Source organism: Sulfurimonas sp. ST-27, assembly GCF_048081595.1.
Lineage (GTDB): Bacteria > Campylobacterota > Campylobacteria > Campylobacterales > Sulfurimonadaceae > Sulfurimonas > Sulfurimonas hydrogeniphila.
In genome coordinates, this window is sequence record NZ_CP182226.1 from 1,322,479 (window position 1) to 1,345,857 (window position 23,379).

The window sequence follows — 23,379 nt, forward strand, 5'->3', positions numbered from 1 at the left end:
TTCCTATGGTTTAATATAAATCCAACCTGCTTTAACACTCTCTAGCAGTTCAACCACACCTGCGGTTACTACAACGGAGCCGTCAACAAGGTCTTCTTTTTTTATATGCAGTGTCCGCATTGTGTTTCCACACGCAACAAATTCTACATCATACTGCATCAGAGCATCTACGCGCACAGCAGTCTCTTTCACATGTCTGTCCAAAAGTTTTATCCCCTTGGAATAGGCAACGATTTTCATCTCTACTTTTTCCGGTCCGTAAAACTTCAAAACATTGTTTGCGACACTGAGTATGTGATCCAGTGCATGCGGAGAATCTTCTGTGACTGAAAAGACAATTTGTCTCGGATTGTCTATAGAAGGTTTGGGCTCTGCATACTCTGTATCTGCAAACGAGAGAATACAAAAGCTTAGTAAAATTAGTGTAAATTTTAGCATGAATTATCCTTTATTTTATGTTTTTTGTTAAATCTTTAAAATCCTGAATATTCCATGAACCCGGAATCTGTTTAATTATTTTTTGATTTTTGTCTACAAAGAAAAAAGTCGGTGTAAAATATACATGTAATCCCAAAGGCAGTTCATCAAAGTCAAGGTTCAATTCCACGGGAATAAAACGTTCTTCTATCCATTCTGACATTTCCGGATCATCAAAAACCTCTTTTTTCATTTTGATGCAGTACTGACAATCCGAACGTATGACATCTATCATAATAATTTTATTGTTTTGTTTTTGGATTTTTAACGCTTCTTCATAAGTATGAAATTCAAGACCCCATAAAGAAAAAGCACTTAACAAAACTAAAAATATAATTTTACTCATCTTCCCACTCCAACATTCTATAAGCTGTTTCTACATTCTGTCTGTGGATGGAATCATAAAAAGGGTCATTTTCATACTTTTTCATTTTAACCTCATTTACAACATCAGCGATATCTTCACCCGCTTCCAGCCTTTTTTTTACTTCTTTTTTTAAGGTCTTCAGATAATTATAGGTAAAATCAACGGCTTTTTTATCTATATTTTCTCCATGCCCGCCGATAATATACTGAACATCCATTTTCTTTATTTGTTCAAGAGCCTCCAACCAGCCGCTTATGTCCCCGTCTCGAAGTGAAGGAAGTCTTTGATTAAACACAAGGTCGCCTACAAAGACAATTTTTTTGCTTGGTATGTAAACGTAAAGATCACTGTTTGTGTGCGCTTTATGATTTACACTTTTGATATATACTTTGTTTCCGTTAATCTGTAAAACTTTTTCTTTTTTTACAAAAACAGTCGGAAAGACCTGTGTCGTTTTTTTATATGCCTCGGCAGATATTCTTCTTTGCATGCGTGTTTGTTCCAACTTAGGAAGTTCTTTAAATGCCTCTGATCCTATGATTTTGGCACCAAGTGTCGCATAGTAACTATTTCCAAGCCAATGATCATCATGAACATGTGTGTTTATAACATAAGAGACAGGAAGATTTTTGATAGTTTTCATCTTTTGATATGCCTGCTGGGCATACTGATACGTGGGACCACTATCTATCACAAGATAGCTGCTCCCAAGGGTAACAAAACATGAATTGGACATGTTTCCGTTGTTATGCTCATCCATCACTTCTGGTAGCCCAAAAAAGCAGTGAGTGGTGATCTCATCTACTTTTTCAGGCTGAAGTTTGTAATCGTAAGAAAGGAGAGAATGAAATAATACAATACTCAACAAAAATGACTTCAAAGCATAACCTTTATAATTGTGTTAAACTACTTCTCTTTAGAAGAAGTAGTTATACTCTAAACGGTACTCATTGTATGATACATCTGTCTTACCGTTTGTCGGTTTCGCGTCAACCATACCGAGTCTGAATTTTAATTCACTGCTGTGTCCGATGTTCTGACGAACATCCATATGAATAATATTGCTATCAGCCTGTACACCTGGTTTATTGTCATCAAAATCCTGCATTGCGTATCTGACCATTACACTGAATCCTGGAAGAATTTTTGCTTTTCCAAAGTCATATCCTGCGCGAAGCATAATAGTTTGAGTGTTTGCATACCAGTTATACTGAGCCATTGCACGAGTAAATCCACCCGTCGGGAATCCACGCCATGGAGCAACGATATCTGCTTTGTCAGCTACTTTTGAGTACCCTAAACGGCCTAAAAATGCACCTTGTTTAAAGTCAATTCTAGCACATAACAGATTTGAATCCAAAGAGTTCGGATTAGTATAGTTTGTCTGATTCCCTTTTAAGTTTGCCACACCGTAGTTGGCACCCAAAGCATCATACTGCATCATATATCTCACACCAGGGACAACTTTCATTGAACCGACAGGAATAGTATAATGTGCTTCCAATGTAATATTGCTCACAACACCGGGAACTGTTGCATAACCTACACTTGCTTTGAGGTTTTTAACAGACTTGTTTGTCACAGTACCGACTATAAGTTTGTTATCCTGTCCTATTCTTGCAACTGTGAGGTTTTTGTTTATTGCCGAATCATCATTTTGGTTCCATTTATTGTTTGGATCAAATGCGAGAACATCATGTGCAACTGTATGATCTCTTAGTTTTTGTTTTGTAAAATATGCAAGTTTTACCGTAGTTTTTGGTAAATCTTTACTGACAACAGTAAGACCGTCAAAAGTATTTGGTATCATCTTTGTATCATTTGATTTTGTAAACACTGTCTCAAACATTTGACGACCAACTTTAACAGTTGTCTTTTTTGTAGCATCATACTGTAAATATGCCTGACCTAAATCAGTAATACCATAATGCCCGCCAGTTGATAAATTATATCTGCTGAATGTATCTTTACCCGATTTTGCATATTTTGCATCTTGTTTATCCATACGAAAGAAATCTAAGTTTTGTGATGTATACAGGCCAACAGTTCCGCTGAACCCTTTAAACGGAGCAGATTTATAGATTAAACTACCACCGACACCATTGTTTTTGTTATCTTTTTGCTTTCCGCCAGTTGCATAATTTTCTACATCCCAGTCCCAATAGAAAAAGTTTGTTCTGAAACGACCGTAGAACATACCCTCAGTAAAAGCTTCTTTCAAAGAATCAACTGGAGATGGAAGTTTGTTATACTTCACTTGCATGTTCCCTTTTAAAGTAACCTTATCTGTCTTTAACGTTGCCTGTGCTGAAGTAGCCATTAGTAGTAAAGCAGCAGTTCCAGCTGCCAATTTAATCATATTTTTCATTTGTTTCCCTTTTATTTGTTTAAAAAGTGTTATAATAACCTTGTTTGATTATGTTATTGTTAACACATTCAGATACAGGAGGCAGTTGCAGCTGCCTCCTGTTCCTTTAGCAGCCTCTTGACCCCTTAGTCGGACAGCCACAACTGTAATCTAGTATAGTAACATTACCTTTGTTACTCACATCAACCACTTTTTTCTTTTTAATATAATCACGTACAACATCATAAACCGGACGAATTTTGTCAGTTTGCAAGTTGGCGCCTGCTTTTTGCAGGTTCCCACCCCATGATGAGACTATATATGTTTTCTTCAAGTCTATAGGTTTACCTCCAATCTTAAGATTTGATATTCTCTCACCCGCTTTGTTTGAAACGGCGATAGAATAGGTTACACCGCCAAGACGGCTCATGTCACCACCCTGCTGGTATAGAGGGTTTGCATTAAAAACATTATCTGCAATATCTTCTAAAAGTGTTGCAATTTTTTCACCTTTTAACTCAAATGTATACACATCAGGATAGGTAATCCCACACATCTCATATACATTGTCCATTAAAATATTGTCACCGGCAAGCACTGTTGTTCCCCATCTGTACCCTGGAGTAAAAGAGACATCACATTTCATCTCATCCATAATTGCATCATTGATGAGCTGATCAAATGTTGAGAAGAATGTATCACGCTTATAAAGCATTCCTTTTGTTCGGCCTAACACTTCATTAAACTCTTTATCAAAAGGAGCATACAATTCATTGACAAGCTTTACACCCTCCGGATCTGCCGGAATAATATGCGAAGCAATAGGAATCAGTTTGTACTCATATCCGTTCACTTTTCCGTTTTTTGCATCAATATCCAAACGACCTATATATTTTCCGTGACTTCCTGCAATAACAATAACAGTACCGTTAATTACAATAGGTTCCGGTGAAGGGTCATGTGTATGACCGCTTAAAATAAAGTCGATACCTTTAACTTTACGCGCCACTTCCTGATCAACGCTGAATCCATCGTGCGAAAGCACAACAACGCAGTCCACTTTTTTCTCATTTCTCAACTCATCTACATATTCTTGAAGTGTTTCAAGTCTTAAACCAAAACTCCAACCCTCTGTAAACTCTTTTGGGTTCGCAGTAGATGTAAACGGAAAGGATTGTCCGATAATTCCGATTTTTGCCCCACCACGCTCTTCAATAGTATACGGTTCAAAAATCAACTCTTCATACTCATCAGCAAAAGGATCATCACCTATGATATTTTGAGAAATAAATTTCGCATCAAGCATCTCAATCAGCTCTTTGACTCTCTCTTTCCCATAGGTAAATTCCCAGTGCCCTACCATAGTGTCAATTCCAAGATAATTTTGGGCTTTTACAATAGCTTCGCCAGCGGTTTTCAGTGCCACACCAGTTCCCTGCCATGTATCACCGGAATCAAGGAAAAGTACATTCTCTTTTCCGCGTTCTTTTATAATGTGATTTGTCAAAGTTTTAATGTGCGCGATACCGCCCATTTTTCCAAACTTTTTAGCCAATTTGCTAAAGTCTATATATGTGTCGAAATATGCATCAAGAGAACTTGGTTCAAGTCCATAATGCTTTGCAAATGCTTCACCACATAAAAACCCAGGTGTTCCCACAAGGTTTGGAGCAGAGATCAATGTTGAGGGCTCTCTCCAGTACAGTGGTTTTATATGTGCATGTAAATCACATATATGCATCAGTGTAAAATTACCCATTGAATTAAACTGGTATATATCTTTTAAACCAATCTGCTCTATTTTTTGTGAACTTGCAAAGCTGCTTGTAGCTGCAGTCAGTCCAAATATCGCTGCAATGTGCATAAAATCTCTTCTAGAAATTTCCATTAATTAACCTTCTATCTTTTTAAACCAGGGATTGAAATTTCAGCGCCCTTTGCTTTATTTGTTAAATACACTTCAAGTGCTACCATCTGTTTTGAACCGAGCGGTATAACTTTTAAAAGTGCATTTTTCATACATCCCTGAAAACGGCGTTGCAGTGTTCTTAAAGATGATTTTGTCATTCTGTATGCCGGCCATGTTGCCGCAGCTTTTGCACCTTTTGCACCTAAATCCGGAAGCGGCTGTGTTCTTAAAATACGGCCGACTACAGCAGGAGCATGACAAGAGTTACATGAAAGTCCGCGACCGCCGCGTTTTGTCATATATGTCTTTAAACCCAGTGCATAAGCTTCTTTCATCTGCTTGTTTGCTGTTACATCTATGTTTATCTTTTCGCCGTTTGCAATAGATTTCACATATGCCACCATTGCAAACATGTTTCCGCTTTTAAGCTTCAGCGGTTTGTGTCCGCCGTCTGCCATCATTGCCTGCAGAACCTGGTCAATTCCTACAACCATGTCAAACTTTTTGATATAACGGGGAAACCCTGCTATATATGCCGGCAGTTCATCTTCGGTCACACCAAGATATTTTGCAAGACCTTCGTCTCCACCCATATAACCTAGTAATTCTTCACCGTCAGCCACCATAATGTCTGCAGGATTGTTCTCTGACATCTCTGCGTACATTGCACGGTCTGCGTCGCTCATTGCAAATTGCTCACCACCATAAGATAATGAAGCAAGCATTGCAACTGATAGAGCTATTTTAATACCTGTTTTCATTTGATTATCCTTTTGGTTTAATCTTTTTGGTTTTTTCGTGCGCTTCGCCAGTATTATCCGTATATTTAACAGTCAGTTTCCCTTTGCCGTTAATTTTCATGTATGTAGTAAATACAGGGTTTACAGATAATGACTCCCAGACTTTCATACTTGTAATTTCTTTTCCGTTATAAATAAACTTTACACTGTTTATATATTTTGCCGGAATAATTTTTTTCGTTTTTTTATCTTTAGCCATACCAGTATGCATTGGGTGCATAACCATAAAACTAACTTTGACTATCTCGCCGTTTTTATATCTTTTTGGCTTGATTTTAATCAGTGACTTTCTTTCTTGCATTTTCAATTCCTCTATTTTATATTTTTCTTGACTTTAAATGTTTGGCTAGAATCAACCACAACCACCAATAGTTACTTTAACACTTTGAGAAGCTGTTAAAAACTCTCCATTGCTCAACTCTACCAAAGCAGTTACTTTTTGCGTACCACCAAGTTTAATACGTGTTGAAAACATTGCTTTGCCGTTAGCAGGAGTCAAATAAACATCAATTGTACGAGCATTTGAATTTTTTCCTGTTAAAATATGAATAGCTTTTACATAGTTACTCTCAGTCATTGGAGAATCAACTGTAACTGTTACAGGAACAACTGCACCGTTTTCCGCAATTTCCGGAACTTTTAATTTTACTTTTTTTGAAGGTTTAGGGGTTTTCCCACCTGTTATCGTGTTTACAGCAGTATTATAATCCATTTTATTTGGACTTATAGGTTTCGAACCACCGGCAAAACTCATCGCTGGCATAACAGCTGATACCACAGCTACTGTTCCTAGTTTTTTGAAAAAATCTCTTCTTTGCATAGTTTAAATTCCTTATAATTATTTTGGAGCAACAATATATGAAGTAATATCACATATTTCTCTTGGAGTGAATAACTTGGTTGTTAAGTTAATTGTCATATGAGTATCCGGATTGTCAATACGGGCATCAGCTATTTTTTGAAAAACAAACTGGTTGTCTCTTGCACCACTCTCTATAAAGTTTTCTCTATAGTCAGTTAAATCAGGACCTATATTACCAGCACCTTTAGCACCTTCTATATTATGGCAGGCAACACAGTTTCCGTATTGCTTGACTTTTCCGTCTTTCGTTTTTCTAGACAAACCTTTTGGCGGGTTTTTCTTTGCCTTCTTTCCGTTTAAATTATGGAAAATATATGCACCTCTTGCTATTGCATCAGGGTCAGTTGTTACACAACCGGCTGGCATACTATATACTTTTGGTGGTGCTAACAAATCTTTTTCTATCATCTTACTCGCATCCGGATGTGTTATTACTTTGCTATAATCAGTAGCAAATAATGAAACACCCACAAGTAATGACATCATAACAGTTTTCTTCATTCTCGTTCCTCCTATTTGTTTTATGGAGTAAGTGTAACTACTAAATGTAAAATTTATGTAAAATCAGTTTTATTTATATTTAATTTGTCTTTTTTTTAGGAAATGTGTAGATAAACAGACTTCCCTGCTTCGGAAGTGACTCTATTTTAAGTTCTATATTTTCTTTGTCTATGATTGCTTTTACTATATTGAGCCCTATTCCAAAACCGCCTTTGCTGCTGTCTTCTCTGTAATATCGGCTAAATATCTTTTCAACTTTTTCAATGCCTACACCATAGTCTTTAAAACTCAAATGGCATTTTTCATTTTTCCTAAAAAGAGTAATATCAATATTTGAATTTTCATACGAGTATTTTATGGCATTGGATATATTGTTGTCTATGAGACGCTGCAGTTCTTTGTCATTCATATATACCATTCCGCACTCCTGTATTGATGCATTGATCTGAATATTTTTCATTTTGGCAACTTCATTAAAATACTCTATACGTTCTTTTAAAAACTCGGCAAGATCTATATCTTTTTTTTCATGATGCAAGCGTTCATATTTTATAAGATAGTCCATATCATTGTAGATATTAGAGAGTACTTTTGCGGCAGCTTTCATTCTCTGCATATATTTGTTTTGTTCATATTTTCTGTTGTAAAGATCAATATTTACATTAATGATAGAGAGGGGTGTATTTATTTCATGCATGGAGTCTTTTATAAAGTTGTCCAGCTGCTTGTTTATTCTTTGAAAAGGTTTGGCGAAACTGCCTAGAAAAAAGAGACTCAGTATAAAGACGAAGACAACAATGGTAAAAAGGATAATAAACACTTTTTCATACACAGGTGCAAAGGAGATTTCATTTTTCAGTATAAGATATCTCGCACCGAAATATCTCTCTTTGGGCAAGGTTACAATGAGGTAGGCGTTGTTGCCTTCTAAATAATATCCCTCTTTAAAATAATTGATCGGAGTGTCAATCAAGGTAAAAATCGGATGAAAACCTTCGTCATAAAGACCTGACTGAAATGTTTTAAACCTTGGGTACTCAAAATATTCATCATCCTGGTTAAATTCTTCCATCGCTTTTACCACCAAAAGAGACTTTTCTTTTAAAAAAAGTTCATTTTGAATAGAATGGATGTTTTTCATATAGACGAAATAAAAAAACAGAGGCGTCAGCAGTATGCCGGAAACCAAAAAAGTATAAATAAGCGCATATTTTGCCGAATATTTATTATCTTTCAATAATGTACCCTAAACCGCGTCTGTTTTGTATGACTGCCTGTGGAAGTTTCTTTTTAAGATTGTTGAGCTGAACTCGTATTGTAGCCGGTTCCACATACTCTCCCCATACTTCATCTTGAAACATTTCTGTAGAAACTATAGAGTTTTTATGCTTGATAAGCACTTCAAGCAAATCTTTTTCTGTTTTTCTCAGTACAATCTCTTCATCATCTTTCGTCAGTTTGCTTTTTTTCAAATCATACACCAGACCACAGCCGAGTTCTACACTGTTACCGTCATTTTGCAAATGACTTGCAATTGCCTGATCTATACGCAGTTCAAGCTCTTCGAGATCAAACGGCTTGCGGATATAGTCACAGCACCCTCTTTTGTAACCCTCTTTTAAATCATCAACATCCGTCATTGATGTTAGAAATATGGCAGGTGTTGTAATTTCATCTGCACGCAGTTTTTTTAAAAGTTCAAAACCGTTCAAAGAGGGAACATTTACATCCAAAAGAAGCAGATCATAACTTTTATCATAAACAGCATCATATGCTTCAAGTCCATCCGTAATCCCGTCTACTTCATATCCAAGATCACTCAAAAATTCTTCTACGCTGATACGCAAAGAGTATTCATCTTCCAAAAGTAAAATTTTCATTTAATTTTCCCGTCTATTTTTTTTACAATTTTTCTGTTAAGCATCATTTGAATCAACTCGTCTTTGGAGTATTTATCAAACTTTTCATAGGCTTCGTCAAAAAACAGCTGTCTCTCTTCTTTGTCTATTACATCCTGCAGATAGACCATTGATTTGGCACTGTAGTCTTTATATATGTTGTTTTGATATTTTTTTTCTTTGACAACATCATACAGTCCGCTTCTTGTAACATTAATTAAAAAAGAGATATCATCTTCCGGATTTCTAAAATAATCCAAATATCTTTTTGGCAGTACAAAGACAAAAGCTCCTATTATTGTACCACTTCCGTCTTTCATATTTTCATAAAAAATATATTTTTCATCTGCATAAACAACACCGTTAAGCTTCAGTTCTTTAAAATCAATATGGTTGAGGGTTTGAATATGTGCATAATTATAGTTTCTGTTTGCCAGAACATAATTGTCAATTGTCAGGTTTTGCATCATCAAAACTGCAGTATCTGTGTGTTTTACATCGAGTAACACATACAAATCAACACCCATGGAGCTGAAAAAGTCTGTTATAGATTTAAAAAAAGAGATGACTTCCACAAAGCCCAAAAAGTTACCGTTTTTATATACAGGCACTGTTGCCTTTATACCCAGACGGCGTCCGATTTCTACAGAGGTACGGGGGTTTGTATGCGTATAGAAATATTGCAGATCCAGTCTGTAGTCACCTATCGGCATACCGGCATAAATGTCATCCCAGCTTCTTGCAAAGATATTCAGCTCTTTTGTAATGACCTGGGCACGTATATGCATACCGGTGTTTTTTTCAATATTCTGTGTAATATCTTCTAAAATTTTATAGCCCAGATCTTCATCATCATTTTCCAGGGCATTGACAAGTGCTTCATTTTTTGAAAGGAGCAGCGCAATTTTCAGATCATCCATTTCATGAGATTTGAGCTGTGAGTCAAGTGTCAGCCGCATTTGATCCATAATATGGTAAATTTTTTCTTCTTTGACTTCATTTTTGTAGTATAAGCTCAGAAGCAATGTGATCAGTATAATGCCCCCAAAAAAGATTACTATTTTTTTTAACAAATAAACTCCGCCTCTATTCTTTAGTCCAAATTACTGAAGATGTTTTAAGAACGCTTCCGGTTCTATAAATCCTACAATTGTTTTGGATTTCTCTACATTTAAATCTTTGTCAAAAAAGATCATCACAGGAGGACCAAAAACACCATATGCCTTAGAGAGTGCCTTTTCTTTTGCTCCGTTTGCCGTAACGTCAGCACGAATCAGAACATATTCACTTAATTTTTCTTTTACTCTCGGATCTGCAAAAGTCACCTCTTCAAGTTCTTTACATGCCGTACACCAGTCAGCTGCAAAATCAAGCATTATTTTTTTACTTCTGTTTTTTTTCAACAAAGCATTGAGCTCATCCAATGAGGTTACCTTTGTAAATGTCAACTTTTTCTCATTTGCAGGAAGCACTGTACCTGCAGCCTGTGATTTTAAAAATCCAAGCGGCTGTTTTATACTTGGTGCGCCTGCTAAAACACTCATGAAAAGTGCCAAAGAGTAGAGAAACAAGAGCAAAGACAGACTCCGCTTGAAACTGTGTCCGTCTTTGTCAAAGGCTCCAAAATGAACACTGAATCCTATTCCGACAATTGCATACATCAAAGTAGTAACAGATGACGGCAGTACTTTTTCAAGCATCCAAATAGCAACACCCAACATTAATGCGCCAAAAATTTCATTGACCATAACCATCCACGGACCAGGTTTAGGCATAAACTTACCGGCACTTACACCGACTAAAACAAGTAAAACACCCATTCCTATACTCATACTAAAAAGTGCAGCCCCGCCTAAGAGTGCATCACCCGTTTGTCCTATGTATACCAAAGCACCTGCCAAAGGAGCAGCAACACAGGGACCGACAATAAGTGCTGAGAGAAATCCCATAATGGCTACACCTATAAAACCGTTACGATTTGTATTTGTACTTACTTTGGTTACAAGTGCATCAGGAAGTTTCAATTCATAAAAACCAAACATACTTGCAGCAAGAGCAACAAAGATACCTGCAAAAGAGTAGACAACCCAGGGATTTTGCAATGCTGCTTGCAGATTAGCTCCAAAGACTCCTGCTAAAACACCTGCAATTGTATAGGCAACAGCCATTGCAAGTACATAAACCAAAGAGAGGGCAAAAGCTTTTTTTGTCGTAAGTCCTTCACCCTGAGAAATTATCACACCGGAAATTATAGGAATCATAGGAAATACACAAGGCGTCAAAGAGAGTAACACGCCAAACCCGAAAAAAGTTGCCAAAATAACAAAAAAACTGCTTGATTTTATCGTATCTGCTATAGAGTCAGTCTCTGATTTTTTTTCTGTTTTTGTACCTAACGCATCGTTTGTTGAAGAGAGTTTGTCTGTATCCACAGTGAGTGTAAACTCTTTTGTACTTGGTTCATAACACAAGCCCTGCTCCGAACATCCCTGGTAAGAGATTTTTAATTTTATTGTTTGCATCCCTTTCAAGGAAGCATCTTTTTTCAATGTAACAATAAAATTCGGTGACTTGATATAAACTTTGTCGCCCTGGTGCTCAGATGCAGCAGGCTTTGTGATGCTTTGTATGGACAAACCTTTTGCATCAATCAGTTCAATTTTTAATTTATCAACATACAGATAAATATCTTTGGCAATTTTCACACCTGTTTCTATCTGCATTGTGTCATTGACTTTGGCATAAGGTTTAAATGCCTGGTCCGGCATTAAAAAAGCGCTTGCATGAAGCAAGCCGAGGCTAAAAGTCAAAATTAAAAATATTTTATTCAACAGTTTCATATATCTGTCCTTTTAGGAAAATATTACATTTTTGTATGTATTCTTTATGTAATTGTATCTCATAAATATAAAATTTGTGTTAATAAAAATATATTATAATTCCATATCAAAGAAAAAGGTTTTTAAAAACATGATAGATTTAGATACTGAAATATGTGTATGCAATTCGCTGACTCTAAAAGATATAGCTGATTGTATAAAAGAGAATAATTTCACAACCCTCCAAGAACTCCTGCAAAACGACATATGCCCTATGGGTGACAAATGTGAATCATGCAGAGATGAAGGATACCATAACGACGGGCTCAACCTCCCGATGGTTTTGGCAATGGTAAAAAGAAAACAAATCTAAATATTATTTTTGTACATCTTTTGGTATGACTATGGTAAAAGTTGTACCAAACATTGAACTTTCCACACTGATACTCCCTCCAAACTGTTTTTCTATAATCATTTTTGACATGTACAGTCCAAGGCCTGTTCCGTTTTTGCCTTTGGTAGAAAAATAGGGTTCAAACAATTTGGACAAGTGTTCTTTTCTTATACCTCCCGCTTTGTCAGTCACATCAATCTGAATCTTCGGACCGCTCTGTTTACATGTAAGCTTTATAATCTTATCTTCTGTTTTTTTATTTTCGTATGCTTCAATGGCATTGTTTAACAGATTCAGTAAAACCTGTATCAGTTCATTTGCATATACATTTGCATACAACTCAGAATCACATTCTGTTTGGAGCTTAATTTTATTTGACTTGAGTCTTGGCTCAACAAATTTTATTGCTTTTTTGAGCAATCCTCTCATGTCAGTCTCTTGAGGAGCTTTGTTTGGGCGAAAATATGTCTTGAAATCCTCAATCGTATCTGAAAGATACACAACAGAATCACTGATATCTTCCAAAGTCTGCATAATATCCTCTTTGGAAATTTGTTGTCCCATAAGATATTTTAACTGTAAATTTGAGATTTGAAGTGTAATTGTATTTAGGGGCTGGCGCCACTGATGGGCAATCATACTGATCATTTCTCCCATTACAGCCTGTTTTGACTGTGCAGTCAGAATTTCATCTTTTTTTATCAGTTCTTTTGCTTTTTCCTGTACTTTGTGTTTTAAAATTTCATTTGTCTCCTGCAGTTCTTTTGTTTTTTGCTGCACTCTTTGTTCAAGTGCCGCATTGAAGTTTTTCAATTTTCTTTGATAGTAAATCATAATAAAAAAAATGATTGCAACAACCCCTAAAACCATCCATAAAAGAAAGTAATCAACTCTTTCATGATACCGCGTGAGTCTCCAGCTGTTTTTTATTGCTTCTATCTTCTCTTTGGAAAGACTCTTCAAAACTTTTTGCATAATTGAGTACAAGACCGGTTCATCCTTTTGCACACCGATACTGCCATGCAGCAGCCTCTCTTTTGCCAGGAATCCATTGATCTTCAGCTTTCCGTATCCATATTTGTCAATAAAATAGTCCGCCTGTTCATCTATGGATGCAATAGCATAGGCTCTGCCGTCGAGCACTTTTTTCACCATTGTATTTTTATTCTCTTCCACTTCAATATTTAAATAGGGATACAGATAGTTTAAATAATTTTTAAATGAGTTTTTTTGCACCAGCAACAACTTTCCTTTTAAAAACAGAGGGTTTTCAACAAAGGATTTGTCAAGCCTGCTTAACAATGTGAAATGGGTACTGCTGAAAGGTTTTGTCGGTCTGACAGTAGTAAAATACCTGTTATTCGTTGCCACGACTGCAAGTAGTTTGCATTTTTTTTCTTGCAGTTTTTGGAACAACTCTTCTTCTGAGTGTGATTCTACAGGAATAAACTCAAAACCTGTTTTATTGCCAATCATTGCAAACACATCAGCCATAATACCAATGTGTCTGCCGTCTTTAAATCCGTCAATCGGAAAAAAATCATAATTTACACACAAAGATATCTTTTTATGCAACTCTATATATCTTTGTTCCTCATCTGTCAATGCAAGTCCGTTTATCCCGGGCTTTACAATAAAATCATCCAGTGTTTTTCCCGCACCCACATGAAAATCATTTTTAAAAAGCTGCATCTGTTTATGCAGGAAGTTTCTGTCTATGGAACCTATGTCATATATAAAAGGCAATATCAGTTTGTTGATTGTTTCTGCTTCATATTCCAATGTCTCTGTGTCCAGCTGTGGCGCATATTTTTCATGAATAATTTTGGCAATCTCTTTTCTGTGCGAGAGAGCATATTCCCAGCCTTTTATGGAAGCTTTTTTAAAAGCATGCACCCGGTAGGGATGGTTTTTCAGTTCAGCAGCGGAGGTAAAGAGTTCCTCCTGCAAGACAAAGAGGTTATCATTTGAGGGATCCAGAATATTATATTTTACACCGAGTTTGTCAAGTTTGTGAGGCTGATCGGAAATAAAGGCCGTCATAGCATCGACTTCACCTTTTGCAAACTCATCCACACGGTATGTTTGCGGAACCATTTTAAGATCACTTATCTTTACGCCGTATCCATCCAAATAAGGTTTAAAATTAAGCCTGAAATCATCAACAAGCGAAGACATCACTGTTTTGCCGATCAGATCTTTGGGAGAATGGATAGAAGGCTGTGTAATCAATACAAGTGCGGAACGCTTAAAAAATGACGCCAACAGAATCAGGGGTTTTCCCTGCAGATACTCCAGTAAAATAGAAGAGTTGTAAATACCGTAATTTGCTCTTTGTGAGAGAACCTCATCAACGACATCCATCCCCGTCCTGTACTCTTTGATCTCCACATCCAGACCGGCATCACGGTAAAATCCCTTTTCTTTGGCGGCAATAAACCCCGCAAACTCAAACTGATATTTCCAGTGGAGTTGCAAAGAGACTTTTTCCAAGGCATCTGCAGCATGTCCTCGGTTTGTATCGGCTTCTGTGAAACCACATAAAAAGAAGAGTATCAATAGGAAAAATCTCATTCTCTGCCTTTTAAAAATTTTAAAACTGTTTCAAAACTGCCTTCTATAATTTTTGTAGAACAGGAGAGCATTAGATTAAGCGGATAATCAAAATCTTCTATCACTCTTGCATCCAAATCGTAAAAAGATCCCTCTTTTGCAAATCTTTCATCTTCTGTAAATCTGTCAATATAATTACAGGCAGGACTTAAGTATCCGTATACCTCTTTTTTGAGTCCATAGGCATATCCGCACTCAAAAACAGTTCCGCTGTCAGGCTCTTTCCCGCGAAAAGGATTTAAGTTGGCTATCACTATGTCAGCCTCTTGTATCATTGCAATATTTGCATCAAATATATCCTGTGCAATTTTATGTTTTTGCTGTGAAAAATCAACAATGTTGTCAAGCGGGTAGAGACCTTCATATCCATATTTTTGGCACATTTGCACTAAATTTTTTCCAATTGCAATAGAATCAGGCTCAAAAACATCAGGTCCGGCTATATAGATTTTTTTCATACAATACTCTATTCACTAAATTCAACACTATTGTATCATGTTTTTATACAAGTTGTGTAAATTACACGCTTAAGCAAAGCATCAGCCCTTTTTTCATACCCTACCATACAAAATCAATGCCATTAAGTTAAGAAATAAGTTTGATGTTTTCTTGGAACCCAGGTTTTACCCTAGGCTTTAGTTTTGAAAGACACAAAGCCCGCACTAAAGTACGGGTTCCGAAAAAATTGCTTAACTTAATGGCATTGACCCTATAAAATACAAGAGGTTACAAACTATGTCAAACAGATTAGCAAACGAAGATTCTCCATACCTGCAGCAGCACAAAGACAATCCCGTAGACTGGTGGCCGTGGTGTGAGGAGGCTTTTGTTCAGGCTGAGGCCCAAAACAAAGCAATTTTCATCAGCATAGGCTACAGTTCCTGTCACTGGTGCCATGTAATGGAAGAAAAAGTATTTGAAGACAAAGAGTGTGCGGATATTTTAAATGAAAGTTTCATCTCTATAAAAGTAGACAGAGAAGAGCGTCCGGATATAGACAAATATTATCAGGAAGTATATATGCTTTTGAATCGTCGCGCCGGAGGATGGCCGACAAGTATATTTTGTACACCACAGAACAAACCCTTTTTTGCCGCCACTTACATACCGCCTGAATCAAATTCTGGCAGCATAGAAGGCATGGGTTTTAAAGAGATTACACAACTTATAGCAAGAAAAGTAAAAGAGGGGGATCCCAAACTCTTTGAAAATGCCAATGAGATAGAAGGCTTTTTGGGTCAAAAAGAGCATCCAAAAGAAGCGACTGTGTTAAAAGAGGAGTTTTATAAAAATTTTCTGCTCCAAGCCAAAAACAATTATGACGCACAAAACGGCGGTTTTTCAGATAAACCGAAATTTCCACGTGCTTCCACTCTTGATGCCCTGCTTGTTGTTGCAAGACTCTACAATGATGCCGATGCAAAAACAATGCTGACAAATACACTCAAAAACATGATTAAAGGCGGTATGTATGACCTTGTAGACGGAGGCTTTTGCCGTTACAGTGTAGATGAAAAATGGCTTGTGCCGCATTTTGAAAAGATGCTCTATGACAATGCCCTGCTCTGTGGTGTCTACACAAAAGCCTATTTGCTATATGAGGATAAAACATATTTGCATATTGCAAAAGAGACAGCAGACTTCTGGTACAACTTTATGAGTGAAGATGGACTTTTTTACAGTGCAAGTGATGCCGACAGTGAGGAGGGAGAGGGAAGCTACTTTGTTTATACCTATGATGAAGTTTATATGCTTCTTGTTCAAAATGGATATGAAAATGCAAAAGAGATGTGTGAAACGATGCATGTTACGCATCACGGAAATTTTGAAGGCAAAAATATCATTCGTTTTGAAGAAGAGATTCCTGCATGGTTCAGTAATGTAAAACCGCTTCTGCAAAAAATTCGACAAAAAAGAGACTACCCTTTTACAGACAAAAAAGTACAGACATCATGGTCGGGTATGATGATAAATGCTTTATTTTTACTTGGAACTGTTGATAGCAAGTACAAAGAAAAAGCCATAAAAAGCCTTGATAAGCTTCTTGAAACACTCTTTATTGATGAAAAACTGTATCATACGACACTTATACACAAAAAGCCAAAAGTTGAAGCTTTTTTGGAAGATTATGCATTTCTCTCACAGGCACTTCTCAGCGCTTTTAAATACACACAAAATGAAATGTATCTTATACATGCCCAACGGTTTGTCAACAAAGCACTGGAAGAGTTTTACGACAAAGGACTGTGGAACTTCAGTAGCGGCGAATTTGCTGTAAAAGCAGAAATTACGGATACAACATATACAAGTTCCGTCAGTATTATGATAGATGTTCTACAAACCCTCGGAACACTTCTTGAAGATGAAAAATATACCCATTTTGCCTTTAAAACAATGGAATACAACTCTTATGAACTCGGGCGTAAGCCAATTTACTACCCCTCTATGCTTATACAGGCTTTACGATATGTCAAAGGAGACAGAGTTATAAAAACAAGCGAACAAAACATTTACAACTACGCGTACAAACTGGCAAAAATAAAATATCCGTTCACACTGTTAAAAAGAAGTGAAACGGATGATTTCATGATATGCGGAGAGAAAAGCTGTTTTGCAAATACACAGGATGTGGATAAGATTAATCAACTTGTTGAGCAATCTTTCTAAACTCTTTCCACTTTAGAAAAAAAGCTTCTTTAAGCTTTTTTTTCCTCTTTGTATTCTCTGCTTCAAGTTGTTTTGTAAAGGTAAAAAGTTTTTTGTTTTTTTGGGATTGCAGAAAAACTTTGTGCAACTCTTTTGTTACATATATATCATGAAGTTTTCCTAAAATATCCTGTAGTTCTTTGAGTGTGTTTCTGAAAGTATCTTTATTTTGCAGATAAGCGGAAAACAGCTCTGTGGCATATCGCAGTTTTTTTAATTTAATTCGTAATTTGTGTGCCTGTTCATCTTCCAGGACAGCCCCTGTTGTGGAACCGTATAAAATTATTTCATTTGTATAGCTTTTTAAAAAATTTTCGGCAAAAGGAATAATGTTTTTTTCCAGGGCGGACAACTCCTTTTTTTTAAGCTTTTTTCGCCATTTTTTTGTTTGTATCCATCTTCTTAGTTCTCTTATAAGCTTTTTATATTTGTGAGACTTTAAATACTTTTGAATCTTTTTATACTCTTTTTCTCTGTAGTGGACAACAATTTTATAAAGCAGCGATTCTGTAGAAGACAATGTCTCTTTTTTCAAGTATGTTTCCATGTAAACATCAATATCACGGGCTCTGTTGCAATAAGAGGCCACGGTTGCAATTTTTATGTCAATTTTTTTTGTAATTTTTTTTGGTATTACGGATTGAAAAGTAAACAATACAGAGCGCATCCTTCTCAAAGAGACACGCATTTGATGCAGGGGTTCGGTCTTTTTTTTTGCAAGCACAGCTTTTTTGTATTTTTTTATTTTTTTAAAATCAATTTCCAAAAAATTTTTAAATGCTGATTCAATACTTACATCCATCTTTTCATACCTTCTTGTACCATTATAACATAGAACAAAATTTATGTTAAGGTGAAAGTGATTATAATAAATCAAAGGATAAAAAGATGGGACATGAAAGAACTATGCTCGAAGATGAGATAAAAGAAGGTACTGATTTAAAAGATATTGTACATGAAGACAGAAGAAAAAATAAAACAAAAGAGAAAGACACTGAGGACAAAAGAGGCAAAGACCCTCATAAGAAACGTGTTGCCGTCTGGGTAAAAGATGAAGTCCTGCGATATGAAAGTGAACTCAAAGATTTACAGATAGAACTCTTAAAAATGCAAAACCATGTCAAAGAGACAGGACAGAAGGTTTTAATGATTTTTGAAGGTCGTGATGCTGCGGGAAAAGGCGGGACTATCAAACGTATTACAGAACATCTCAATCCTCGTGGTGCAAGAGTAGTAGCCCTTGACAAGCCCAGTGACAAAGAGAGAACACAGTGGTATTTTCAAAGATATGTCCAACACCTGCCATCAGCCGGAGAGATAGTCCTTTTTGACAGAAGTTACTATAACCGTGCAGGTGTTGAGCCTGTTATGGGCTTTTGTACACAAGAGGAGCATAAAGAGTTTTTACATGAAGTTCCCGAATTTGAAAAGATGCTTGTCAATTCCAATATAAAAATTTTTAAATTCTATTTTTCTGTTTCAAAAGCCGAACAGAAAAGACGTTTTGAAAAGAGAAAAACAGACCCGCTCAAACAGTACAAACTCTCACCGGTGGATGAAAAATCACAAGATTTATGGGACAAATACACCATAGCGAAATATTCTATGCTCTTAGCATCTCATACAGACTATGCACCCTGGACAATCATTCGTTCCGATAACAAGAAAAAAGCCCGTATAAATACCATCAAACATATATTAAACCATTTTGACTATCCGAAAAAAATTGACAAACAGAAACTCAAAGCAGATGCTGACATACGTATTTCTGCCAATGATGAAATCAGAATCATGGAAACAGAGATGACCTTAAAAAAAGACAATGCGTAGGCGTGTTACAAAAGGGTTGTATATTTTTAGCTATAATTTTCTTTTTCAATGAAAGGGCACCTCATGCTAAAAGATTTAGGAAAATTTATTTTTATGATTGAGCTTGGCTTCAAATATATAAAAATTTTCAAACAAACCTATTTTCATCCGTTTATCACACAAAAATATGCCTATCAGGAACTCTCAAAAGCAAGACAGGAGTATTCAAACAAGGTTTTGGACTTTTTGAATATCAAAGTAAAACCTGTAGGCAAACTTCCAAACAAAGACAAAATTCTTTATGCAATCAACCACCGTTCTCTGCTTGATATTCTCGTGATGGAAAATATTTTTTCAAGATACAGCAAAAGTGGTGCCTGGATAGCAAAACAGGAACTTTTTGAAGACCCGATATATGGCAAATTTTTTCAATACAGCGGATGTATTCCTGTAGATTTGGAAAACAAAAAAGGACTCGTACGCTTTTTTAAGACCATCAAAAGAACACTTGCCAAAGTTGATGACTTAAATATTTACATCTTTCCAGAAGGTGAGAGATACAATGGAGAAGGCATTAAACAATTTCAAAGCGGTGCTTCAAAAATAGCCAAAGCAAACAACCTTGACATAGTTCCTGTATATATCAATGACAAACTTGAAAAGGTATTTAAAAATGCCCCTTACAATGAACCTTACACTGTTGAAGTCCATATAGGCGAAATCATCAACTATGAGAATTTGGAAGAAAAGTATCTTGAATTTTATAAATCAGTAAAAGAAAAAACAAAAGGAAACAAATGAAACTTGGTGTAAACATTGATCATGTAGCAGTTTTACGAGAAGCCAGGCAGGTAAATGACCCTGATATTTTGCAGGCACTTTACGTCGCCTGTGAAAGCGGTGCTGATCAGATTACTATACACTTACGAGAAGACAGAAGACATATTCAGGACAATGATGTTACAAATATTTTGCAGTTTTCGAAGGTGCCTGTTAATTTGGAATGTTCGATTAATAAAAAAATACTCGACATTGTCAGTAAGGTCAGGCCTCATCGTGCAACCTTGGTTCCTGAAAAAAGAGAAGAAGTTACCACAGAAGGCGGACTTGATGTTTTTGCCTATGAAAATGAAATATCCTATGCAATTGAGCAACTCCATGACGCCATCATTCCTGTTTCGCTGTTTGTTGACCCCTCTACAGATGCGATAGAACAGTCAAAAAAGCTCGGAGCCGAGATGGTCGAACTTCACACCGGACTTTTTGCAAATCTTTTTGCGATGCTTCACTCCTCTTTGCCAAAATCAAATCACTCTGTAAAAGAACTTGAATTTCCAAGATATGAACTCAGTGACAGACTGGAAACTGCCCTCGAAGAGTTAAAACTCTCTGCAAGATATGCAAAAGAACTTGGTCTCGAAGTAGCAGCAGGCCATGGACTCAATTATCATAATGTAGATGAAATCATGCAGATTCAGGAGATTACAGAGTTGAACATCGGACAAAGCATTATCGCCCGCAGTGTTTTTACCGGATTACGTGAAGCGATACAAGAGATGAAAAGAGTTACAAGGCGATGAATAAACCAACAATAGCCGTAAGTGTCGGTGATGTAAACGGTGTCGGACTGGAGATAGCACTCAAAGCACATGAAGAGATTGCTAAAATATGCCATCCGGTTTACTGCATCAATAAAAATATCTTGCAAAAAGCCTCTGCACTGTTACATGTAAGCATCCCTGATGATTTCACACTTTATGAAGTTGCGGGAGATTTTGCTCTGCAGCCGGGAAAAGTAGCTGCCAAGAGCGGTTTGTACGCCTATGATTCTTTTATGGCTGCCGTGCGTTTGTGTGAAGAAAAAAAAGCCAAAGCCGTTGTAACCTTACCGATACATAAAGAAGCCTGGATGCAGGCAGGACTTGAGTATAAAGGACATACAGACCTCTTACGCAAACACTTTGGCAAAGAAGCCATTATGATGCTAGGATGCCATAAAATGTATGTGGCACTTTTTACAGAACACATTCCACTCAAAGATGTTGCAAAAAGTATAAAATACAAAAAACTCAAACAGTTCTTTTTGGATATGCACAATACAATTCCAAAAGCCCCTGTAGCCGTGCTCGGTCTTAATCCGCATGCTGGAGACAACGGTGTTTTGGGGCATGAAGAGCTTATAATCACGAAGGCAATAAAAAGTGCCAACAAAAAAATAGGCTTTGAACAGTTTGTCGGTCCAATGGTGCCTGATGTGGCCTTTGCACCCTACTGCCGCAACAACTACAACTATTTTGCAGCAATGTATCACGACCAGGGACTTGCTCCGCTCAAAGCACTCTATTTTGACGAAAGTGTTAATATTTCACTTAACCTGCCCATCATACGCACATCAGTCGATCATGGAACTGCTTTTGACATCGCCTACAAAAATAAAGCAAAAACACTGAGTTATATCAATGCTGTACAGGCAGCATTGGATTTCATTAAATCTGAAGAATCAATTCCTTTAATAAGTTAAAAAAACTGATATTTTTTCCGAATCCGGGTTTTAACCTTGGATGTAGTCTTTTAATACCCAAAGCCCGCACTGAAGTACGGGTTCCAAACAACACTCTCTTCCCGAAATCGCTGTTTCAGACCTGAAAAATACCAAAAATGCTTTTGAAGCCCCTTTTCCAAACAACACTCTCTTTCCGGAATCGGTACTTCAGTGCCGACTGTTGCTGCTTTTTGTCACTCCTGTTCCAGTTTGAAAGATAAATTCCATAAATTTTTTTAAATGATAATTATTTTCCTTTAAGATTAGTTCTGTTATACTACACCTATAAATATTTAGAAGGAAGACAAAATGAAAAAAATCGCAGCACTAGCATTAACAGCCGCTTCGTTAATGGCATCATCATTGGTTCAAGATGCAAAAAACGCAGGCCTTATGCCAATTCCAAGTTCACAAACTGAACTTTTAAAACTGATAGACAATCCGAAAAATCCTATCACAAAAGCAAAAGTAAAACTCGGTGAAAAGCTTTATATGGATCCGCGTCTTTCACGCAGTGGTCTTATTTCATGTAACACATGCCATAATTTAATGGAAGGTGGAGATGACGGCGTAGGTCCTTCAACAGGACATATGTGGAGACACAATCCGCATCACTTAAATGCACCGACAGTTTACAATGCAGTGTTTTTCGGTTCTCAGTTTTGGGACGGACGGGCAAAAGATTTGGAAGAGCAGGCACAGGGACCGGCACTTGCCCATCCTGAAATGGCAGCAACAAAAGGACATATAGAAGAAGTAGTCAAATCTATGCCGGAATATGTAAAAGCATTTAAAAAAGCATACGGTGACAACGTAAAAATTACTTTTGAAAAAATTACGGACACTATTGCAAATTTTGAACGTACACTTGTAACACCGGCACCGTTTGATGCATTTATGAATGGTTACAAAGAAGCAATGACACCAAAGCAAAAAGAGGGTCTGAAAACTTTCATTCAAGTTGGTTGTGCATCTTGTCATAACGGTGTAGCACTTGGCGGTGAAATGAATGTATTGAATGTGGCAGCAACATACAAATACATGAATACAGGTGACTTTAAAGGTGACAAAAACGGCATGGTAAAAGTACCGACACTCAGAAACATTACTGAGACTGCACCTTACTTTCACAATGGTATGATTTGGAACTTAAAAGATGCTATCAAAGAGATGGGGCGTATTCAACTTGGAATGAAAATTACGGACAAACAGGCTGAGTCTATTGAAGCATTCTTAGGTTCATTAACAGGGAAAAAACCGCATATGATGATGCCTATGCTTCCTGCTTCAACAGATAAAACTCCTAAACCGAACTTAAACTAGTTTTATAGCAAC

General features: G+C 36.7%; 23 protein-coding genes. 7 read left to right on the forward strand and 16 right to left on the reverse strand.

All coding sequences use genetic code 11. The annotated features are described in order from the left end of the window. Window positions 1-3 precede the first annotated feature (3 nt). The 13 genes from ACM66U_RS07005 to dsbD all read right to left on the reverse strand — a co-directional run bounded on the left by ACM66U_RS07005 (window position 4) and on the right by dsbD (window position 12,001). Window positions 4-438, reverse strand: coding sequence for a DsrE family protein (locus ACM66U_RS07005; protein ID WP_151900150.1), 435 nt, complete (start codon window positions 436-438; stop codon window positions 4-6). 10 nt (window positions 439-448) lie between these two features. Continuing rightward, the gene (locus ACM66U_RS07010; protein ID WP_151900149.1) at window positions 449-823 is read right to left on the reverse strand and encodes a thioredoxin family protein; all 375 of its coding nucleotides are present in this window, start codon (window positions 821-823) and stop codon (window positions 449-451) included. After that, window positions 816-1,724, reverse strand: a complete 909-nt coding sequence (locus ACM66U_RS07015; protein ID WP_346388855.1) for an MBL fold metallo-hydrolase — start codon at window positions 1,722-1,724, stop codon at window positions 816-818. The genes ACM66U_RS07010 and ACM66U_RS07015 overlap by 8 nt, the downstream gene beginning before the upstream one ends. 36 nt (window positions 1,725-1,760) lie before the next feature. After that, window positions 1,761-3,212, reverse strand: a complete 1,452-nt coding sequence (locus tag ACM66U_RS07020; RefSeq protein ID WP_346388856.1) for an OprD family outer membrane porin — start codon at window positions 3,210-3,212, stop codon at window positions 1,761-1,763. A gap of 106 nt (window positions 3,213-3,318) precedes the next feature. After that, a complete protein-coding gene (gene soxB / locus ACM66U_RS07025; protein WP_226065482.1) occupies window positions 3,319-5,079 on the reverse strand; it encodes a thiosulfohydrolase SoxB in 1,761 nt (586 codons plus the stop codon). 11 nt (window positions 5,080-5,090) lie between these two features. Continuing rightward, on the reverse strand, window positions 5,091-5,861 hold the full coding sequence (soxA, locus tag ACM66U_RS07030) for a sulfur oxidation c-type cytochrome SoxA (protein WP_418640407.1): 771 nt from the start codon (window positions 5,859-5,861) through the stop codon (window positions 5,091-5,093). Window positions 5,862-5,865: 4 nt separating this feature from the next. Beyond that, window positions 5,866-6,201, reverse strand: a complete 336-nt coding sequence (soxZ, locus tag ACM66U_RS07035) for a thiosulfate oxidation carrier complex protein SoxZ (protein ID WP_193149969.1) — start codon at window positions 6,199-6,201, stop codon at window positions 5,866-5,868. Window positions 6,202-6,252: 51 nt separating this feature from the next. Further along, window positions 6,253-6,720, reverse strand: coding sequence for a thiosulfate oxidation carrier protein SoxY (soxY, locus tag ACM66U_RS07040; RefSeq protein WP_418640408.1), 468 nt, complete (start codon window positions 6,718-6,720; stop codon window positions 6,253-6,255). An 18-nt stretch (window positions 6,721-6,738) separates the two neighbouring features. Next, on the reverse strand, window positions 6,739-7,263 hold the full coding sequence (gene soxX, locus ACM66U_RS07045) for a sulfur oxidation c-type cytochrome SoxX (protein ID WP_151900142.1): 525 nt from the start codon (window positions 7,261-7,263) through the stop codon (window positions 6,739-6,741). A 79-nt stretch (window positions 7,264-7,342) separates the two neighbouring features. Continuing rightward, on the reverse strand, window positions 7,343-8,500 hold the full coding sequence (locus tag ACM66U_RS07050; RefSeq protein ID WP_418640409.1) for a sensor histidine kinase: 1,158 nt from the start codon (window positions 8,498-8,500) through the stop codon (window positions 7,343-7,345). After that, window positions 8,490-9,143: a response regulator transcription factor gene (locus ACM66U_RS07055; protein ID WP_151900140.1), complete on the reverse strand. Its 654-nt coding sequence runs from the start codon at window positions 9,141-9,143 to the stop codon at window positions 8,490-8,492. Before ACM66U_RS07055 ends, ACM66U_RS07050 begins: the two co-directional genes overlap by 11 nt. Beyond that, window positions 9,140-10,234, reverse strand: coding sequence for a cache domain-containing protein (locus tag ACM66U_RS07060; protein WP_346388858.1), 1,095 nt, complete (start codon window positions 10,232-10,234; stop codon window positions 9,140-9,142). Before ACM66U_RS07060 ends, ACM66U_RS07055 begins: the two co-directional genes overlap by 4 nt. A gap of 30 nt (window positions 10,235-10,264) precedes the next feature. After that, complete coding sequence (dsbD, locus tag ACM66U_RS07065; RefSeq protein WP_418640410.1) at window positions 10,265-12,001, reverse strand: protein-disulfide reductase DsbD; 1,737 nt, start codon at window positions 11,999-12,001, stop codon at window positions 10,265-10,267. 130 nt (window positions 12,002-12,131) lie between these two features. Between dsbD and ACM66U_RS07070 the strand changes: the two genes are divergently transcribed. Then, on the forward strand, window positions 12,132-12,353 hold the full coding sequence (locus ACM66U_RS07070) for a (2Fe-2S)-binding protein (protein ID WP_151900138.1): 222 nt from the start codon (window positions 12,132-12,134) through the stop codon (window positions 12,351-12,353). A 3-nt stretch (window positions 12,354-12,356) separates the two neighbouring features. Here the strand turns inward: ACM66U_RS07070 and ACM66U_RS07075 are convergent, their stop codons facing one another. Together ACM66U_RS07075 and ACM66U_RS07080 are read right to left on the reverse strand one after the other, a co-directional pair. Beyond that, the gene (locus tag ACM66U_RS07075) at window positions 12,357-14,948 is read right to left on the reverse strand and encodes an ABC transporter substrate-binding protein (protein WP_418640411.1); all 2,592 of its coding nucleotides are present in this window, start codon (window positions 14,946-14,948) and stop codon (window positions 12,357-12,359) included. After that, on the reverse strand, window positions 14,945-15,445 hold the full coding sequence (locus ACM66U_RS07080; RefSeq protein WP_418640412.1) for a nucleoside 2-deoxyribosyltransferase: 501 nt from the start codon (window positions 15,443-15,445) through the stop codon (window positions 14,945-14,947). The genes ACM66U_RS07075 and ACM66U_RS07080 overlap by 4 nt, the downstream gene beginning before the upstream one ends. A 277-nt stretch (window positions 15,446-15,722) precedes the next feature. Here ACM66U_RS07080 and ACM66U_RS07085 point away from each other — a divergent pair, with 277 nt between their 5' ends. Further along, window positions 15,723-17,654, forward strand: a complete 1,932-nt coding sequence (locus ACM66U_RS07085) for a thioredoxin domain-containing protein (RefSeq protein WP_418640413.1) — start codon at window positions 15,723-15,725, stop codon at window positions 17,652-17,654. Here ACM66U_RS07085 and ACM66U_RS07090 read toward each other — a convergent pair. Beyond that, a complete protein-coding gene (locus ACM66U_RS07090; protein WP_418640414.1) occupies window positions 17,626-18,495 on the reverse strand; it encodes a CHAD domain-containing protein in 870 nt (289 codons plus the stop codon). The genes ACM66U_RS07085 and ACM66U_RS07090 overlap by 29 nt on opposite strands. Before the next feature lie 86 nt (window positions 18,496-18,581). Here ACM66U_RS07090 and ppk2 point away from each other — a divergent pair, with 86 nt between their 5' ends. The 5 genes from ppk2 to ACM66U_RS07115 all read left to right on the forward strand — a co-directional run bounded on the left by ppk2 (window position 18,582) and on the right by ACM66U_RS07115 (window position 23,367). Then, window positions 18,582-19,523: a polyphosphate kinase 2 gene (gene ppk2 / locus ACM66U_RS07095; RefSeq protein ID WP_188110054.1), complete on the forward strand. Its 942-nt coding sequence runs from the start codon at window positions 18,582-18,584 to the stop codon at window positions 19,521-19,523. 63 nt (window positions 19,524-19,586) lie between these two features. Then, window positions 19,587-20,303: a lysophospholipid acyltransferase family protein gene (locus ACM66U_RS07100; protein ID WP_346388862.1), complete on the forward strand. Its 717-nt coding sequence runs from the start codon at window positions 19,587-19,589 to the stop codon at window positions 20,301-20,303. Further along, window positions 20,300-21,082, forward strand: a complete 783-nt coding sequence (locus tag ACM66U_RS07105; protein WP_151900132.1) for a pyridoxine 5'-phosphate synthase — start codon at window positions 20,300-20,302, stop codon at window positions 21,080-21,082. Before ACM66U_RS07100 ends, ACM66U_RS07105 begins: the two co-directional genes overlap by 4 nt. Then, window positions 21,079-22,023: a 4-hydroxythreonine-4-phosphate dehydrogenase gene (gene pdxA, locus ACM66U_RS07110; protein ID WP_346388864.1), complete on the forward strand. Its 945-nt coding sequence runs from the start codon at window positions 21,079-21,081 to the stop codon at window positions 22,021-22,023. The genes ACM66U_RS07105 and pdxA overlap by 4 nt, the downstream gene beginning before the upstream one ends. Window positions 22,024-22,353: 330 nt before the next feature. After that, entirely contained in the window at window positions 22,354-23,367 is a 1,014-nt protein-coding gene (locus ACM66U_RS07115; protein ID WP_346388865.1) for a cytochrome-c peroxidase, read from the forward strand. The last annotated feature ends 12 nt before the right edge of the window (window positions 23,368-23,379 follow it).

Coding starts and splice junctions, on each gene's coding strand:
- ppk2 (WP_188110054.1), top strand. CDS start 18,582: ATGGGACATGAAAGAACTATGCTCGAAGATGAGATAAAAGAAGGTACT.
- ACM66U_RS07055 (WP_151900140.1), bottom strand. CDS start 9,143: ATGAAAATTTTACTTTTGGAAGATGAATACTCTTTGCGTATCAGCGTA.
- ACM66U_RS07005 (WP_151900150.1), bottom strand. CDS start 438: ATGCTAAAATTTACACTAATTTTACTAAGCTTTTGTATTCTCTCGTTT.
- ACM66U_RS07085 (WP_418640413.1), top strand. CDS start 15,723: ATGTCAAACAGATTAGCAAACGAAGATTCTCCATACCTGCAGCAGCAC.
- soxA (WP_418640407.1), bottom strand. CDS start 5,861: ATGAAAACAGGTATTAAAATAGCTCTATCAGTTGCAATGCTTGCTTCA.
- ACM66U_RS07070 (WP_151900138.1), top strand. CDS start 12,132: ATGATAGATTTAGATACTGAAATATGTGTATGCAATTCGCTGACTCTA.
- ACM66U_RS07080 (WP_418640412.1), bottom strand. CDS start 15,445: ATGAAAAAAATCTATATAGCCGGACCTGATGTTTTTGAGCCTGATTCT.
- ACM66U_RS07115 (WP_346388865.1), top strand. CDS start 22,354: ATGAAAAAAATCGCAGCACTAGCATTAACAGCCGCTTCGTTAATGGCA.
- ACM66U_RS07075 (WP_418640411.1), bottom strand. CDS start 14,948: ATGAGATTTTTCCTATTGATACTCTTCTTTTTATGTGGTTTCACAGAA.
- ACM66U_RS07100 (WP_346388862.1), top strand. CDS start 19,587: ATGCTAAAAGATTTAGGAAAATTTATTTTTATGATTGAGCTTGGCTTC.
- ACM66U_RS07020 (WP_346388856.1), bottom strand. CDS start 3,212: ATGAAAAATATGATTAAATTGGCAGCTGGAACTGCTGCTTTACTACTA.
- soxX (WP_151900142.1), bottom strand. CDS start 7,263: ATGAAGAAAACTGTTATGATGTCATTACTTGTGGGTGTTTCATTATTT.
- ACM66U_RS07090 (WP_418640414.1), bottom strand. CDS start 18,495: ATGGATGTAAGTATTGAATCAGCATTTAAAAATTTTTTGGAAATTGAT.
- dsbD (WP_418640410.1), bottom strand. CDS start 12,001: ATGAAACTGTTGAATAAAATATTTTTAATTTTGACTTTTAGCCTCGGC.
- ACM66U_RS07010 (WP_151900149.1), bottom strand. CDS start 823: ATGAGTAAAATTATATTTTTAGTTTTGTTAAGTGCTTTTTCTTTATGG.
- soxY (WP_418640408.1), bottom strand. CDS start 6,720: ATGCAAAGAAGAGATTTTTTCAAAAAACTAGGAACAGTAGCTGTGGTA.
- soxZ (WP_193149969.1), bottom strand. CDS start 6,201: ATGCAAGAAAGAAAGTCACTGATTAAAATCAAGCCAAAAAGATATAAA.
- pdxA (WP_346388864.1), top strand. CDS start 21,079: ATGAATAAACCAACAATAGCCGTAAGTGTCGGTGATGTAAACGGTGTC.
- ACM66U_RS07105 (WP_151900132.1), top strand. CDS start 20,300: ATGAAACTTGGTGTAAACATTGATCATGTAGCAGTTTTACGAGAAGCC.
- soxB (WP_226065482.1), bottom strand. CDS start 5,079: ATGGAAATTTCTAGAAGAGATTTTATGCACATTGCAGCGATATTTGGA.